Source organism: Collinsella sp. AF31-11 (genome assembly GCF_003475605.1).
Lineage (GTDB): Bacteria > Actinomycetota > Coriobacteriia > Coriobacteriales > Coriobacteriaceae > Collinsella.
In genome coordinates this window covers 92,420-107,654 of sequence record NZ_QRQS01000008.1, presented here as the reverse complement: position 1 = coordinate 107,654, position 15,235 = coordinate 92,420, and the positions used below count along the sequence as shown (strand labels likewise).

The window sequence follows — 15,235 nt, the reverse complement described above, 5'->3', positions numbered from 1 at the left end:
ACTGCCGGCACTTAGGGACGTTCCTAAAAGGCCGGCAGAAGAGGAACGTCCCCAAGTGCCGCAAGGCTACTCATTTAAGTCTGTCCCCAATGACTAGGTGCGGAAAGGGTGTGAATGTTTGATTTACGCGATATGATGTGCCCTTGCATAGAGAGCCCGGCGGAATGGTAACGGTCGCCGGGACACGTTTTTGAAAGGACAATCATGTCAGAAGAACTTCGTTCCATCCCACCCCAACACGGGTCCTTTGTTTTTACGTCGGAGTCGGTGACCGAAGGTCATCCCGATAAGATCGCTGACCAGATCAGCGACGCCGTCCTCGACGCAATCCTCGCCAAAGAAATAGAGCTCCAGGAACAGGGCTACATCGCCCCCAACGGCGTGCCTGCCAACGTGGAGAACGTCCGCTGCGCCTGCGAGACCCTCGTGACCACCGGCACCGTCATCGTCGCCGGCGAGACTCGCACCCAGGCCTACGTCGACGTACAGGAAATCGCCCGCGGCGTTATCCGCCGCATTGGCTACAACCGTGCCAAGTTCGGTTTTGACTGCGACACCTGCGGCGTTATGAGCCTCATCCACGAGCAGTCGCCCGATATCGCCCAGGGCGTCGACGAGTCCTTCGAGACCCAGACCGGCGCTACCACCGACCCGATCGACCTGATCGGCGCCGGCGACCAGGGCATGATGTTCGGTTATGCCTCCAACGAGACCAAGACCCTCATGCCCATGCCACACTACCTGGCAAGCCGCCTGGCCGAGCGCCTGGCCGCCGTGCGTCACGACGGCACCCTCGCCTATCTGCGTCCCGACGGCAAGACCCAGGTCACCGTGCGCTACGAGGAAGGCAAGCCCGTCGAGGTCACGACCATCGTCATCTCCACGCAGCACGCCGCTGAGATCGAGGACATGGGAAAGATCAAGGCCGACCTCATCGAGCACGTCATCACCCCGGTCATGGCCGCCGAGAACATGCCGTGGGACAACGCGGACATCTACGTGAACCCCACCGGTCGCTTTGTCGTGGGCGGCCCCATGGGCGACACGGGCCTCACCGGCCGCAAGATCATCGTCGACACCTACGGCGGCTACGGCCGTCACGGCGGCGGTGCCTTTAGCGGCAAGGACTGCACCAAGGTCGACCGCTCCGCCGCGTATGCCGCGCGCTGGGTCGCCAAGAACGTGGTCGCCGCCGGTCTGGCCGACCGCTGCGAAGTCGAGCTTGCCTACGCAATCGGCGTTTCCAAGCCCCTCTCAATCATGGTCGACACCTTCGGTACCGCGCATGTTGCCGAGGACAAGATCGTTGAAGCCGTAGAGAAAACCTTCGACCTGCGCCCGGGCGCAATCATCCGCGACCTAGACCTGCGTCGCCCCATCTACGAAAAGACGGCAGCCTACGGTCACTTTGGCCGAGAAGACGCCGACTTCACCTGGGAAAAAACCGACCGAGTCGAAGAACTCAAAGCAGCCTGCGGCCTGTAAGCTAACCCGAAAAGCTACAGCAAATAACAACGCACCAAAAGAAGTACCGACTCCAACCGGTACTTCTTTTTATTTAAACGGTGGTGAAGATAAGCAGACCTGGGACATGGAATAGGTCACATGCCGATAAATATTGCAGCAGAGCGACTCCAACCATGTATCCTAAGTTCCGAGGGCTTTAGTATTTGGTCGATCGCGAGTTCCGCACGAGCCGGAGGCCACTTAATGTGGCCTCCGTGCGAGCAGGACTGTCCGAGCAGGCGACCAAATACTAAAGCCCTCGGAACGGCGGGACAGTGTATGCCCCGCCCTCGGGACGATGGGACAAAACAAAGGAGCACCCATGGCAGGCAAGCCGCAAACACTAGCTACGACCTCGGCATTCGAGATCTTGGGCCCCATCATGGTCGGCCCCAGCTCATCGCACACCGCCGGCGCCCTGCGCTGCGCCCAAGTTGCCGCCAGCCTGCTGGAAGGCCGCATCACCAAAGTCACCTTTGGCCTGTGGAACTCCTTCGCCCACACCTACCGCGGCCACGGCACCGATCGTGCACTCGTCGCGGGCATCCTAGGCCTCGACACCGATGACGAGAACATCAAGCAGGCCTTCGACCTCGCACGCGAGCAGGGCCTCGAATATCACTTTGAAATTAAGGGCGACGACGCCTCCATCCACCCCAACACCGTCGACATCGACATGGTCGACGACACGGGCGCTACGGCACAGGTCCGCGGCGAGAGCCTGGGCGGCGGCAAGATGCGCATCAGCCGCATTAACGGCGTCGGCGTCGACATCTCGGGTATGTACTCCACGCTCTTCGTGGCGCACCAGGATGTTCCCGGCGTGCTCGCCGCGCTCACGAACCTGCTCGCCTACGCACACGTGAACATCGCCTTCTGCCGCACCTACCGCACCGAAGTGGGCGGCCAGGCCTACTCCGTCTTTGAGACCGACGGCGCGCCCGACGACACCGTCGTCCCTATGCTGCGCAAGCTCGACAATGTCGATTACGCGACCTTTATCGAGCTCCCCGGTTCTGCCTCGTCGCTCTCCCCCGGCGTCTCAGCAAAGGAAATCTTCGACGACGGCGAGCAGCTGCTCGATGCGTGCGAGGAACTGGGACTCAGCATCGGCGCCGTCATGGCCGTGCGCGAGGCGCGTCTGACCGGCGAGGCCCACGCCGTCGCCGCCATGCGCCGCGTGCTCGACGTCATGCGCGAGGAGACCACAGCCCCCATCGTCAATCCGCAGCGCTCGCTCGGCGGGCTTATCGGCGGCGAGGCCAAGCTTGTCGATGCCACCGGCCGCAACGATCTTGGCTCAAACTTAATGGGCCCCGTCCAGACCGATGCCGTGGCCCGCGCCATGGCCGTGCTCGAGCGCTCGTCCACGATGGGTGTGATCGTCGCTGCCCCCACGGCAGGCTCCGCAGGCGTCGTGCCCGGCTGCGTGCTGGCGCTCGCCGATCACCTTCAGCTCGACGACGAGCAGGTGATGGACGCGCTCTACTGCGCAGCTGCCATCGGCCTCAACCTCACCACGGGCGCCTGCGTCGCCGGCGCCGAGGGCGGATGCCAGGCCGAGGTGGGAAGCGCCGCCGCCATGGCTGCCGCCGCGCTGGTGCAGATGCTCGGCGGCACGCCCGAGCAAGCGCTCGACGCCAGCTCCATCGCGCTGAGTAACCTGCTGGGCCTCGTTTGTGACCCCGTCGGAGGCCTGGTCGAGGTGCCCTGCCAAAACCGCAATGCCATCGGCGTGGCAGCGGCCTTTAGCTCGGCACAACTCGCCCTCGCCGGCATTAAGAGCCTGGTGCCGTTTGACCAGATGGCACATGTCATGCTCTCGGTGGGCCACGCGTTGCCGGCCACGCTGCGCGAGACGGCAAAGGGCGGCATCGCGCAGGCTCCGGCCGCGCTTTCGGCCTGTGCAAAATGCGGTGTGTGCGGGTAGTGACCAAGAACGACTCGATAGTGGGACAACTGTCCCACCTCTTTTGAATGCCACCGTTTCCGTACCACAAACAACTAGGTAATCGCTATAATGCAAGCCCAGTAAAAACACGATGAGCCGCAAGGCGAAATTCGAAGGATATGCATACGATGTCGCAAAACGATCGAACTCAACTGATTCCCGATCCGCAGCAGCCGAGCAGGCACACCGGTGGCGTTCAGTCGCCGCGTCCTATCGCGCCGAGTCACGGTCAGCAGCGTGGTGCGGCAAACGCTCCCCAACGCCCGAACCATCAACGTCAGCAGCGCCAGGCAAACGGCAATGCGCCCAAGCAGCCCCCCGCGCACGGTCGAGGCGATCGCGGCCCCGCGCGCAAACCCGCCGAGAACAATAAGTCGGGCAAAAAGACGACGCTCTTTGTCGTCCTTGGTCTTATCGTCATTGTTTATATCGTAGGCGTCGTAGCGTTTTCCCAGCTAGCCTACCCCAATACCACCATCGCCGGCGTCGACGTCTCGTTCTCCAACGCTTCGTCTGCCGCCACCAAGGTCAACTCGGCATGGAAGCACTATAAGCTCACCGTGACAGGCGATGACTTTAGCTGGACCTATCAGCCCGAGTCCGATGAGCCCATCGTCGACGGCGAAGCAGCCGCAAAAGAGATTATCAGCCACAACGAAGCCTTTGTATGGCCGGTCCGCCTTGTGGAATCCTTAAGCGGAAGGATCAAAACAACCGCTACCTCCAACGAAGTCGATCTTGATCAAGACGTCGACCTGTCCATGCTCTCCGACACTTTTGACCAAAAGAAGTTTGAGGAGGATCTGGGCGCCGCCATCGACGAGTTTAACGAGGGGCGTTCGGGCACGTTCGAGGCCAATAGCTCCTATGACGAGCAGGCCGGCAAGTTTACCGTCGAGAAGGCGCGCTCCAACGAAAAACTCGACCGCGAGCATGTCATTAAGTATGCCGAGCTCGAGCTTGCCTCGCTGTCCGAGACCGTAGACCTTTCCAAGCTCGGCAGCGATGCCTACGAGCCGCTCAATGGAACGCTTACCGATGATCAGATTCAGGCCGCATGCGATGCCGCCAACAACTTCCTGGGCGTCAACGTGACCCTCAAGCTCAACGGCGAGGATGCCGGCAAGGTTGATGGCAGCTCCGTGTTGCAGTGGATCAGCTTTGCCGATCCGGCCAACCCCACACTTGATACGTCACAGATCAGCAGCTGGGCAACCGAGCTCGCCAACGGCTTTAACACCGTGGGCTCCACTCGCTGGTGGACGCGCGCCGATGGCAAGCAATGCGCCGTTGAAGGCGGCGACTTTGGTTGGTCCATCGACAGCGGCTCGCTCGCCAAGCAGGTCGAGGACGCCATTAACAACAAGCAGACCGGCGAAATCGAGATCAAGTACTCCCAGAAGGCCGACGCCTTTACCGCAAAGGGAGAGCCCGACTGGAAGGCATACGTCGATGTCGATCTGTCCGAGCAGCACGCGCGCTACTACGACGAGAGCGGCAATATCGTGTGGGAGGCCAACTTTATCTCAGGAAAGCCGGGTGAGGACGCCACTCCCGAAGGCGTCTGGCAGATCAACAGCAACGACGGCGCGAGCACGCTGATTGGCGCCAAGGACCCCGAGACGGGCAAGCCCAAATACGAGAGCCCGGTGAGCTACTGGATGCCGTTTGAGGGCAACATGATCGGCTTCCACGATGCCACCTGGCAAAACGACAAGAGCTTCGATAACGCCGAGTCGTACAAGTGGTGCGGCAGCCACGGTTGCATCAACCTGCGCCTGGCCGACGCCAAGGCACTTCACGACTGCATCAAAGTCGGCCTGTGCGTGGTTGTCCACTCGTAGTGCAACGCGCGCATTCATACAGCGTGGAACCGCTGCGACCAATCTAACAGTTCCGAAAGAAACCGTCCTATGCGCCCGCCCCAACCGGTGGGCGCATATACTTATCGAGGTTCTTTCTATAAAGGAGACGCTATGCCGAATGTCCCCACGATCACCCCGGGTCCGGATAATACCGAGCACACGCCCGAAGGTATCACCGAAACGCTTCCTCTGATCACAGACGTACATGCCGACAAGGAGAGCGGACGCACGAACGACACGGCCGAGATTTCCGATGAAGAGGTATATGCCAAGCTCAAGGCAAAACGTGCCGAACGTCGACGCAAAAAGCTGATTCGACGCGGCATTGCCGCCGGCATCGTGGGTGTCATCGCGCTCATTGCCATTGTCGCAACCCTGGTTATCAATGCGCAGCCACAGGGCGATATCGGGCCTGCGACCGACATGGTGACCGAGGGCACGTTTAGCACAACGGTCGAAGCGAAAGGCCAGCTCAAACCCATTTCGTCCTCAGTGGTCTCCCCTTCTGTCGACGGCATGGTCGATTCGATAAACGTGCAGGCAGGCCAATCCGTCAACGAGGGCGACGTGCTTATGACCATTAAAAACGACGAGCTCGATCGCAACGTTGCCGAGGCGCAGCGCGCAGTTGCAGCAGCTCAGGAAGACCTCGCCAACGCGCAGAAAGCCGCAACTGCCACGCAGGCCACCCCAACGACGGACGTCGACGAAGCTTCCGCAGCGGCTGGCATCTCCGCCGCATCAGCGGACACGAACGCCGTATCGGCCGCGCAGCGCAGCCTCGCATCGGCCCAGGCAAACCTCGATCAGGCGAACGCCAAGGCCGCCAGCCGTACGATCACGGCCCCGAGCTCGGGCAGCATCGTGGAGCTCAACGCCAAGGTGGGCGCCACGGTAACAGGCGGCATGATCATGGGCGAAAGCGATACGAGCGGCGGCAAGCAGTGCATGCAGATCGCCGACCTGTCCAAGATGAAGGTGACGGTTCAGGTGGGCGAAAAGGATATCGCCAAAATTGCCGTGGGCCAAAGCGCCAACGTGACCTATCCCGCGTTTCCCGATATCGAGAGCCAGGGCACCGTCACGGCTATCGCCTCGGTGGCAACCTCCGACTTCTCCTCCGGGAGCGGCGGCAGCGTGACCTTTAACGTCGACATCCTCATCGAAGCACCCGACAGTCGCCTTAAGCCGGGTATGACTGCCGAGGTCTCGGTAGTGACCGAGAAGCTCGACGACGTGGTGATGGTGCCGACCATGGCGCTGATGACCGAAGATGGCGAGCACTATTACGTCAATCTGGCCACCGATTCGGAGGGCAAAAAGACGCGCCGCGTGAAGGTGACCGTCGTGACGCAAAACGACAACGAAGCCGTAGTCGGCAAGACACAGGTCAAGCGCGACGACCAGGGCAACGAGATCAACCCCAACGTGCCGGTTACCAAACTGTGCGATGGCGACACCCTCGTCATGGACACCGGAGCGGACGCAACGGCTGACGGCGGCTACAGCGCGGATTCGGGCAGCATGTCTGCCGACGAGGGTATGTAATGCGTCCCGTTATCGACATCCGCAACGTGCACCGCATCTTTGAGAGCGAGGCGGGGTGCGCCCACATCCTGCACAACGTGAGCCTGGCGGTAAATCCCGGCGAATTCGTCGCCATCACCGGCCCCTCGGGCTCGGGCAAGTCAACGCTCATGAACATCCTGGGCTGCCTGGACAAACCGACGGCAGGCGATTATTACCTGCAGGGCCTCAACGTGGCCGAGCTCGATGATGACGAGCTCACCGAAGTCCGCGCCCTGAGCATCGGCTTTGTCTTTCAGAGCTTCAACCTGCTGCCGCGCCTGTCGGTTATCGAAAACGTCATGCTGCCGCTGGCATACACTAACGTGCCCCGTAGCCAGCGTGAAATGCGCGCCGTGCACGCGCTGCAGGCCGTCACGCTGCCCGTCGACCACTGGGACCACCGCATATCCGAGCTCTCGGGCGGCCAGATGCAGCGTGTCGCCATCGCACGCGCCCTCGTCAACGATCCGCCCATCATTTTGGCTGACGAGCCGACGGGAAACCTGGACTCCGCCACGGGAGCGCTCGTCATGGAAACCTTCCACAAGCTCCAGGAGCGCGGCAAAACCATCGTGCTTATCACACACGACCCCGGCATCGCCGCCGAGGCCGACCGTACCGTGACCATCCGCGACGGTCGCATTCACGACGGCGCGTATATTCCGCATGCACCGCGGACCCTGCGCAGCGCCGTAGATAGTCTGCCCGTGATTTCCGCCTCCGCCAACCCGCCGAAAGGAGCGATGGCATGAGCGCCCGTGATCTCATCCAGGAAGCCCTTCACTCGCTCGAGGCCAACAAGGGGCGCAGCCTGCTCACCATCCTGGGCATTGTCATCGGCATCGCCTCGGTCATTGCCATGACTTCGCTCATCGGTGGCATCCAAAACAGCTTGGTAAACAGCCTGGGCCTCAACGCAGCTCGCATGGTTCAGATCTATTCGTCCCAAGAACTCTCGGATTCTGACGTCCAGAAGCTTCAAAAACTGGTGCCGCAGATAGAACAGATCGGCATTGTCAACAGCGCGTACACCGAGTACAAGACCGGCGATAAAAGCTATACCGTCATGGCACAGGGTGTCGATAGCGACATGCTCGACGCCGTGGGTGCCAGTAAGCTCGTTGCGGGGCGCACCTACACCGATGTCGAGTCAAAGGCAGGCTCGCGCGTGGCGCTCATCAGCCGCGGCGGCGCCGATCAGCTTTGCGGCAACGAACGAGATGCGCTGGGAAAAACCATCAAGGTGTCCAACGGCGAGGTGCAGATTGTAGGCGTGATTGATGGCGGCAGCGACTCCATGGGCTCGCTCACTTTGTATATGCCACGCGAAACCATCTCCGGCCTATTTGGCGACGAGAATCCTTCATTCCCCAGCGTGACGGCACTTGCCGCCGAGGGCACGGACATGGATGAGCTCTGCAAGACCATCGAGTCCAAGGTGCGCGCGATGAAAGGCATCGCGGAGGATGATGAGTATGACAGTGTATCGGCGACCTCCATGAAAAGCGCCATCGATGCACTCAACTCCTTTATGGGCGCATTCTCGCTCATCATGGGTGCTGTCGCCAGTATCTCGCTGCTTGTCGGCGGTATCGGCATTATGAACATGATGCTCACCAGCGTGACTGAGTGCATCCGCGAGATCGGCATCCGTCGCGCTCTGGGCGCCAGTCGTCGCGATATCACCGCGCAGTTTTTGGCCGAGTCCTCGGCGCTGTGCGTCACAGGTGGCCTGCTGGGTGTCCTGATAGGCTATCTGCTGGCCTGGGGCCTCGCGATGTTTGCCTCCGGATCCGGGATTCTTGGCGAGCTAGGTGCCAGCGGGCAAATCACACCGAGTTTTTCAATCGCCACGGTGCTGCTGGCCTTCGCCGTCTCCGTCGGCATCGGCGTAATCTTTGGCTTCTACCCCGCTCGCCGCGCGGCAAAGCTCGACCCGGTGGAGTGCCTACGCTACCAGTAAGCCACCACCAACAAGTTGCGGTGAATTAGGGACTGAATATGCTATCTAGCAGCAAAAACAGACACTATTTCACCGCAACTCAGGGGGTAAGGCGCAAGTGCTATTCGAAACGAGATTCCAGGCTCGAAAGGCCGCTCAACGTCAGATTATTGGCAACCTCCGAGACGCGCTCGATGGGAACCGAGCCGTCAGACAGCGCCCACGTGCGATAGATACCGATGATACCCGATAGCAAAAACGCCAGATAGTAGTCGAACATCTCGTCCTTGAGACCTTGGGGCAGCAGATCGCGATCAGCAATCTCGTGTTCGAGCGGCACACGAAGACGAGCCATAAAATCATCGAGCGGAATATTCTCGATCAGCTGACGATTGAGCACCAGGTTGTTGCATAGCGCCTCATTAACGGTTTTAAAGAAGGTCGCCGCCGCGCCCAGGGCGCGCTCGTTGGTGTCGCCGTTCATGGAAGCAAGCGTTTTCTCGACCGAGTCGACAATCATCTCCACCACATCGACGGCAATGGCATCGAGCAGGCCGTCAACCGTACCAAAGTGAACGTAAAAGGTCTTGCGGTCGACATTGGCCTCGCGCGCGATGGCACTCACCGTAATGTCTGCCAGCGGCTTTTCCATGAGCAGGCGCTCGAAAGCGGAAAGGATGGCAGTGCGGCTGCGAACGATGCGGCGATCAATACGCGGTTTGCTGGTGGCCATGGGCGTGTCCCTTCGATATACGGGCACTCATCAACAGATGAGAGATAATCTACGTAAGAGGATTATCCCCCATACAGCACAAATATGCCCCGCATCATGAAGAACGCACGACTGCCCTACTGCGACTTAGGGTGCTTCTTCTTATTGAGTGCCGACGGAGATACGCGAATACCATCGCCTGTCTGGCGCACATAGGCTTTATGAGCCGGCTTAGCGGTCCCAGAAGCCTTCTGAGCGTGCTTCTTGGGATCAACGGTAACAGCATTCGTGGGGTGCGGCTTAGTGGGCGCAGAGGGCGTCTGAGGCGTTCGGCCGAGCTTGCGCATCACGCGATCCCAGCGCGCATGGATGCTCTCGTTGTGGGCGCTCTTAAGGCCCAGCAGGGGCGCAGCCAAAATGGTCGGCGCAATAAACGTAATGAGGCGCCACAGCAGATAGCCGGCGGTCGAAGCCGATCCAAAGAAATGACCCAGGAAAAGCGCGAAGCCACCCTCGGCACCGCCGGTGCCACCGGGCAGGGGAACAGCAGAGCTGAGGAGCTGAACAAAGGCGCTCGCGGCCATGACCGAGAAAAAGTCGACCTCGTGGTGGCCAAAGGCAAGCATCAGAAAATACGGCACCAGATAGAAAAACGCGAGCTGCAGCATGGTGATAAACACGGTGAGCAGCATGGACGAAAAATGGCCAGCCGAAAGCTTGAACTTCTCGGAGAACGAATAGACCTCGCCATCGACAAACGTGCGCCATCCCTCGATCTTAGTGGACGAGACACCTATGCGCTCGAGCCAATTAATGATGCAATGGGCGACGCGCGTGACGGTCTTAGGCATGAGCGCGACGGCAAAGATACCTAGCAAGATGCAGCAGTGTCCGCCAAAGCTAAAGACGCACAGCAGTGTCATGTCGCCATAGCGCTCGGCGAAAAACGGCATGCGAGCAAGTAGCAGGATAGCACCCCAGGCAACAAGGCCAAACTGATACACGATAAAACGCGTGAACTGCGTGGCGCCGGCCTCGCCGACATTTTGGCCCGCTTTGGTCAGGCGGTAAATCTGGGCAGGAGTCGAGCCCATCATCATGGGCGTCAGGTTGCCAAAAAAGATGCCGCTCGCCTCGACAGAGATCAGGTCGCGAATGCCGACGGGTGAATTGGGGTCGAGCCAGACGGCGATCGCATAGGCCACAATGCCAAAGAACAAATACATGAACATGCATAGACACGCGACAACGAGCCAGGGCGCCTGGACGCTCGACATAGCAGCCCAGAACTGCCCCATCTGCCCGGTTACCACCAGATAGACGATATAACCCACCAGCACAACGCCGATAAAGATGGCGCCGCGACGTGCGCTCTTATTGTCATCGCCGCCCGAGGCCTCAACCTCGACCTGGGGCTTGGACGTATACTGTGAGGACTCCGTCATGAGACTCCTTCTAACAGTCAAAATATTTTGGTTATTGTACCCGTAAGGGCCATAAGCAGAACGCAAAGCTCTTGTTTAAACGGGAATTGCAGACGGTTGTTTGATAAAAAAACCCGGCCTTCCGTGGGAAGTCCGGGTAACAGATGCGTGGTAGCCCGTACCAGATTCGAACTGGTGATCTCCGCCTTGAGAGGGCGGCGTCCTAAACCGCTAGACGAACGGGCCATAAGCCTCGGCAGAAAAGAAATGGTAGCCCGTACCAGATTCGAACTGGTGATCTCCGCCTTGAGAGGGCGGCGTCCTAAACCGCTAGACGAACGGGCCACATGACATCTGCACTGCCGTGCTGCAAGGAAACATATTACGGGACAAAAAACGTGAGCGCAAGAAAAAAATCCAAATTGCCGAAAATTTGTCGGCAGGTTATGGAACGCGCAGGTCAGCAAGGTAGTTAATTTGGGACGGGGCTTTTTTAGCTGCCCTAGCCGTCAATCGACCGAACCGCCGGTGCTGCCGGCAGGGGTAGCTAAAAAAGCCCCGTCCCAAATTAACTACCCTAGGTTGAGATGGACCAAAAGAGCTTCGCGGTCGTTGGGGATGTTGTCCTCGATCACGGCGTCGAGGGCGGCGTTGAGTAGCTGGCCTAGCTCGGGCCCCGGCTTCACGCCGGCGCGGATCAGATCGCCGCCGTTGATGGCGAGCATCTTGAGCGTATAGGGCTCCCCTGCCTCCAGTAGCTCGTGCGCCAGCGCGCGCATCTCCTCGATGGTCTCGACGTAATAGAAGCACGACGGGGCCTTGCCGAGCGTATCGGCACGCTTGAGATCCATGAGCTCGTCCATCAGGCGGGCGGTGTCGACGCCCTCGCCCGAAAGCAAGCGCATCATATTGAGCAGACAGGAACGCTCGGGGCGCAACGGTTTATCGTGATACTTGATGAGCAGACACACGTCACGGATCAGGTCGTGCGAAAGCGCCAGGCGATCCATAATGACACGCGCCTTCTTGGCCCCGAGCTCGGGATGACCGTAAAAGTGGCCGCTGCCCGCATGGTCGACCGTAAAACACTCGGGCTTGGAAACGTCGTGCAAAAACGCCGCCCACATCAGGCTCGACGAGGGCGCGACGCCGTCACACAGCGCCAGCTCACCTGCCACCGTCAGCACGCGGGCAATATGCTCGTAAACGTTAAAGGCATGGTAGACGCTGCGCTGATCAAACCCGCGACCCTCTGCCAACTCGGGCACGGCGGCGCAAACAAGCTCGGGGTAGCGCAGCATGGCGTCTCCCCCGTGGCCGGTCGAAAGGATGCCCTCGAGCTCAATGCCCACACGCTCGCGCGCCACGGCATCGAGCAGCGGCGCGCACTCGGCAAGGGCACGCTTAGTCTCGGGCTCAATCACAAAGTCCAGGCGGCAGGCAAAACGCACCGCACGCAGCATGCGCAGGGCATCCTCGTTAAAGCGACGCTTGGGATCGCCGACGGCACGGATCAGCTTTCGTTCCAAATCACCCTGGCCGTCGTAGCGGTCGACAAGCCCGCGCTCGGGATGCCAGGCCATGGCGTTGACGGTAAAGTCGCGGCGCGCCAGATCGTCCTCAAGCGACGCCGCACGCTCCACGCTTTGCGGATGGCGGCCATCGGTGTAAAAGCCGTCCAGGCGGTACGTAGTGACCTCGATACGCTCGCCATCACTAATGGCGGTGATGCCGCCAAATTTAATGCCCGATTCAACCACCGCAATGCCGGCAGCCTCGAGTGCTACCTTGGACTCCTGCCACAGGCCGCTGCAGCACATATCAACATCGTGGCTGGGGCATCCCATAAGGGCATCACGTACCCAACCGCCTACGTACCAAGCCTCAAGACCAGCTGCCTCGAGCGCGCGTAGGACGCGCAGGGAGGCGGCTGACGGCTGCGTAGCGTTAAGCGAAACTGTGCACATTCCTGTGGCCTCCTGCAATTGCGAGTGTATTGATTGTTGGTTCTCAAGAAGTCTAGCAAGAAACAGAAGAAGGCGCACACACGAACCCACTTCGCGCACGATTGAGCCCCAAGGGCTCGACAGCAGGCTTAAAAAAGCACCCGTCTCGAAAATCCGAGACGGGTGCTCGACAAGCAAAGAATGTAACCGCGTGCCGCGCTAGCAAACCTGACGGATGGCAATACCCTTCTTGTACTCCTCCACCTTGGCAAAGTCACCCAGACCCGGGCACTCGACCACGTTAGCGCCGGTTGCCATCGACAGGCGCAGGGCGTCCTCGACGCGCTCGGGGGCGTCGTGCCACACGGACAGAAAAGCGGCCAGGGAGGAGTCGCCCGCGCACACCGTCGACAGCAGCTTAACCTCAAAAGTACGGTTGGCAAACCAGATGTGCTCGCCGTTGGAGAAGTACGCGCCATCGCCGCCAAGGGTCAGCAGTACGTTCTTAGCGCCCTTGGCGTGCAGCTCGGCCATGGCACGCTTGACGGACTCATCGTCGCCGCCGCTTACCTTAATGCCAAAGATATCGAGCAGCTCGTCGTCATTAGGCTTAATCAGCAGAGGCTCCATGGCAATGAGGTCTGCCAGCTGATGGCTCGAGATATCGAGCACGAACTCGGCACCCTTGGCCTTGACGCGGCGAAGCACCTCGGACAGGAAACCCTCGGAAGTGTTGGGGGGCAGTGAGCCGCTAATGACCAGACAGGTCATGTCGTCGAGCGAATCGATGAGCTCGAACATCTCCTGCTCGTTGGCCTCGTTGATGGCGGCACCGGCGTTGACCATGTTGTACTCGGTATCGGGGCCCGCGTTGAGGAACACGTTGACGCGCGTGATGCCATCGGTCCACACGGGCTTGACGGGTACGCCCAGGGCCTCGGCGCCCTTGACGATAAACTCGCCAGAAAAGCCGGCGAAGAAGCCCAGGATCGTGGTGTCGACGCCGTAGTGATCGAGGGTGAACGAGACGTTGAGACCCTTGCCGTTGGGCGTGTAAACGGCGTTGCGGGTACGCGTGACGGTGTTGGCGTCAAGACCGTCGCAGGCGATGTTGTAGTCGATGGCGGGATTTGCAGTGAGCGTGTAAATCATGAATGTTCCTTTCACAAGGCAACGTGTTAATGAAAGTATATTCCACACATCGGTAAAAGGCTAGGACAACTCGGTAAACGGTGTGGAAGCGATGAAGTACGGCAGAACATGTCTCCCCCATGGGCGAACAAAAAAGGCGCCCAGGCCGAAACCGGGGCGCCGCATGCGCACGAATATGTCGCGTTTCGATTACTGACGATCGAGCTTGCGGACAGCAATGCGCTTGCTGTACTCGTCGACGTGACCAAAGTCGCCAATGCCGACGGACTCGGCAACGTTGGCACCGGTGGCCATAGCGAGCTTCATGGCCTCCTCGACGTTGTCGCGGTTCTTGTACCACTTGTGCAGGAACGCAGCGAGGGTGCAGTCGCCGGCGCAGACGGAAGAGACCAGCTTGATGTTGAACTCACGCTTCGCGTACCAGATGTCCTCGCCGTTGGAGAAGTAGGCGTCGCCGCGGCTACCACGGGTGAGCAGCACGTTCTGAACGCCGGCCTCGTGAGCCAGCTTCATGGCAATGCGGACCTCGTCGTCGGTATCGACCGGCACACCGAAGATAGCCTTCATCTCGTGATGGTTCGGCTTGATGAGCAGCGGCTTCTTATGAGCGAGCTCCTTGAGCTTGTCGGAGGACAGGTCCAGGACGACGTCGGCGCCACGAGCCTGAGCGTGCTCCATGACCTGAGCCAGGAAGTCGGGCGTGGCTTTGGGAGGCACGGAGCCGGAGACGATCAGGCACTCAAGATCGCCCGCGGTGTCCAGGATGTTGTAGAGCTCCTCCTGGTGCTGCGGCGTAATCGGAGCGCCGGGGTTCAGGATGCCGTACTCGTGCTGGCCATCGTTGACGTAGGTGTTGATGCGCGTGATACCGTCGGTCCAGACCGGGCGGCACAGGCAACCGAGGTTCATGACCTCCTCGACGATAAACTTGCCGGTGAAGCCAGCGAAGAAGCCGAGCGCGACGGTGTCGACCCCCATCTTCTTGAAGGCGAAGGACACGTCGAGGCCCTTGCCGTTGGCCGTGTAGCTGGCCGAACCGGTGCGGACGTTCTCATCGGGCTCAAGCGGAGAGCTCGAAACCGTCATGTCGACAGCCGGGTTAGCAGTTAGCGTGTAGAACATTTACAGTACCCCCTGTATACGTGAGGGCCGCGTGGCCGGCCCATTC

11 protein-coding genes and 2 tRNA genes are annotated in these 15,235 nt (G+C 60.1%); 6 read left to right on the top strand and 7 right to left on the bottom strand.

The window, feature by feature from the left end:
* Positions 1 to 204: 204 nt before the first annotated feature.
* The 6 genes from metK (at position 205) to DWZ22_RS06710 (ending at position 8,854) form a co-directional block, all read left to right on the top strand.
* Positions 205 to 1,485, top strand: coding sequence for a methionine adenosyltransferase (gene metK, locus DWZ22_RS06735; RefSeq protein WP_118405747.1), 1,281 nt, complete (start codon positions 205 to 207; stop codon positions 1,483 to 1,485).
* A gap of 343 nt (positions 1,486 to 1,828) precedes the next feature.
* On the top strand, positions 1,829 to 3,436 hold the full coding sequence (gene sdaAA / locus DWZ22_RS06730; RefSeq protein ID WP_118405746.1) for an L-serine ammonia-lyase, iron-sulfur-dependent, subunit alpha: 1,608 nt from the start codon (positions 1,829 to 1,831) through the stop codon (positions 3,434 to 3,436).
* A 149-nt stretch (positions 3,437 to 3,585) separates the two neighbouring features.
* Positions 3,586 to 5,301: a L,D-transpeptidase gene (locus tag DWZ22_RS06725; protein WP_158553112.1), complete on the top strand. Its 1,716-nt coding sequence runs from the start codon at positions 3,586 to 3,588 to the stop codon at positions 5,299 to 5,301.
* A 132-nt stretch (positions 5,302 to 5,433) separates the two neighbouring features.
* A complete protein-coding gene (locus DWZ22_RS06720; protein ID WP_158573309.1) occupies positions 5,434 to 6,870 on the top strand; it encodes an efflux RND transporter periplasmic adaptor subunit in 1,437 nt (478 codons plus the stop codon).
* Positions 6,870 to 7,643: an ABC transporter ATP-binding protein gene (locus DWZ22_RS06715; protein ID WP_118405744.1), complete on the top strand. Its 774-nt coding sequence runs from the start codon at positions 6,870 to 6,872 to the stop codon at positions 7,641 to 7,643. The genes DWZ22_RS06720 and DWZ22_RS06715 overlap by 1 nt, the downstream gene beginning before the upstream one ends.
* Positions 7,640 to 8,854, top strand: coding sequence for an ABC transporter permease (locus tag DWZ22_RS06710; RefSeq protein ID WP_118405743.1), 1,215 nt, complete (start codon positions 7,640 to 7,642; stop codon positions 8,852 to 8,854). The genes DWZ22_RS06715 and DWZ22_RS06710 overlap by 4 nt, the downstream gene beginning before the upstream one ends.
* A 100-nt stretch (positions 8,855 to 8,954) precedes the next feature.
* Here the strand turns inward: DWZ22_RS06710 and DWZ22_RS06705 are convergent, their stop codons facing one another.
* The 7 genes from DWZ22_RS06705 to DWZ22_RS06675 form a co-directional block, all read right to left on the bottom strand.
* Entirely contained in the window at positions 8,955 to 9,566 is a 612-nt protein-coding gene (locus tag DWZ22_RS06705; protein WP_118405742.1) for a TetR/AcrR family transcriptional regulator, read from the bottom strand.
* Between the two features lie 116 nt (positions 9,567 to 9,682).
* Complete coding sequence (locus DWZ22_RS06700) at positions 9,683 to 10,990, bottom strand: lysylphosphatidylglycerol synthase transmembrane domain-containing protein (RefSeq protein WP_118405741.1); 1,308 nt, start codon at positions 10,988 to 10,990, stop codon at positions 9,683 to 9,685.
* 148 nt (positions 10,991 to 11,138) lie between these two features.
* A tRNA-Glu gene (locus DWZ22_RS06695) sits at positions 11,139 to 11,215 on the bottom strand.
* 22 nt (positions 11,216 to 11,237) lie between these two features.
* Positions 11,238 to 11,314, bottom strand: a tRNA-Glu gene (locus DWZ22_RS06690).
* 227 nt (positions 11,315 to 11,541) lie between these two features.
* On the bottom strand, positions 11,542 to 12,936 hold the full coding sequence (locus tag DWZ22_RS06685; RefSeq protein ID WP_118405740.1) for a CCA tRNA nucleotidyltransferase: 1,395 nt from the start codon (positions 12,934 to 12,936) through the stop codon (positions 11,542 to 11,544).
* A 198-nt stretch (positions 12,937 to 13,134) separates the two neighbouring features.
* Positions 13,135 to 14,067, bottom strand: coding sequence for a 1-phosphofructokinase family hexose kinase (locus DWZ22_RS06680; RefSeq protein WP_118405739.1), 933 nt, complete (start codon positions 14,065 to 14,067; stop codon positions 13,135 to 13,137).
* Positions 14,068 to 14,256: 189 nt separating this feature from the next.
* The gene (locus DWZ22_RS06675) at positions 14,257 to 15,189 is read right to left on the bottom strand and encodes a 1-phosphofructokinase family hexose kinase (RefSeq protein ID WP_117735074.1); all 933 of its coding nucleotides are present in this window, start codon (positions 15,187 to 15,189) and stop codon (positions 14,257 to 14,259) included.
* Positions 15,190 to 15,235 lie beyond the last annotated feature (46 nt).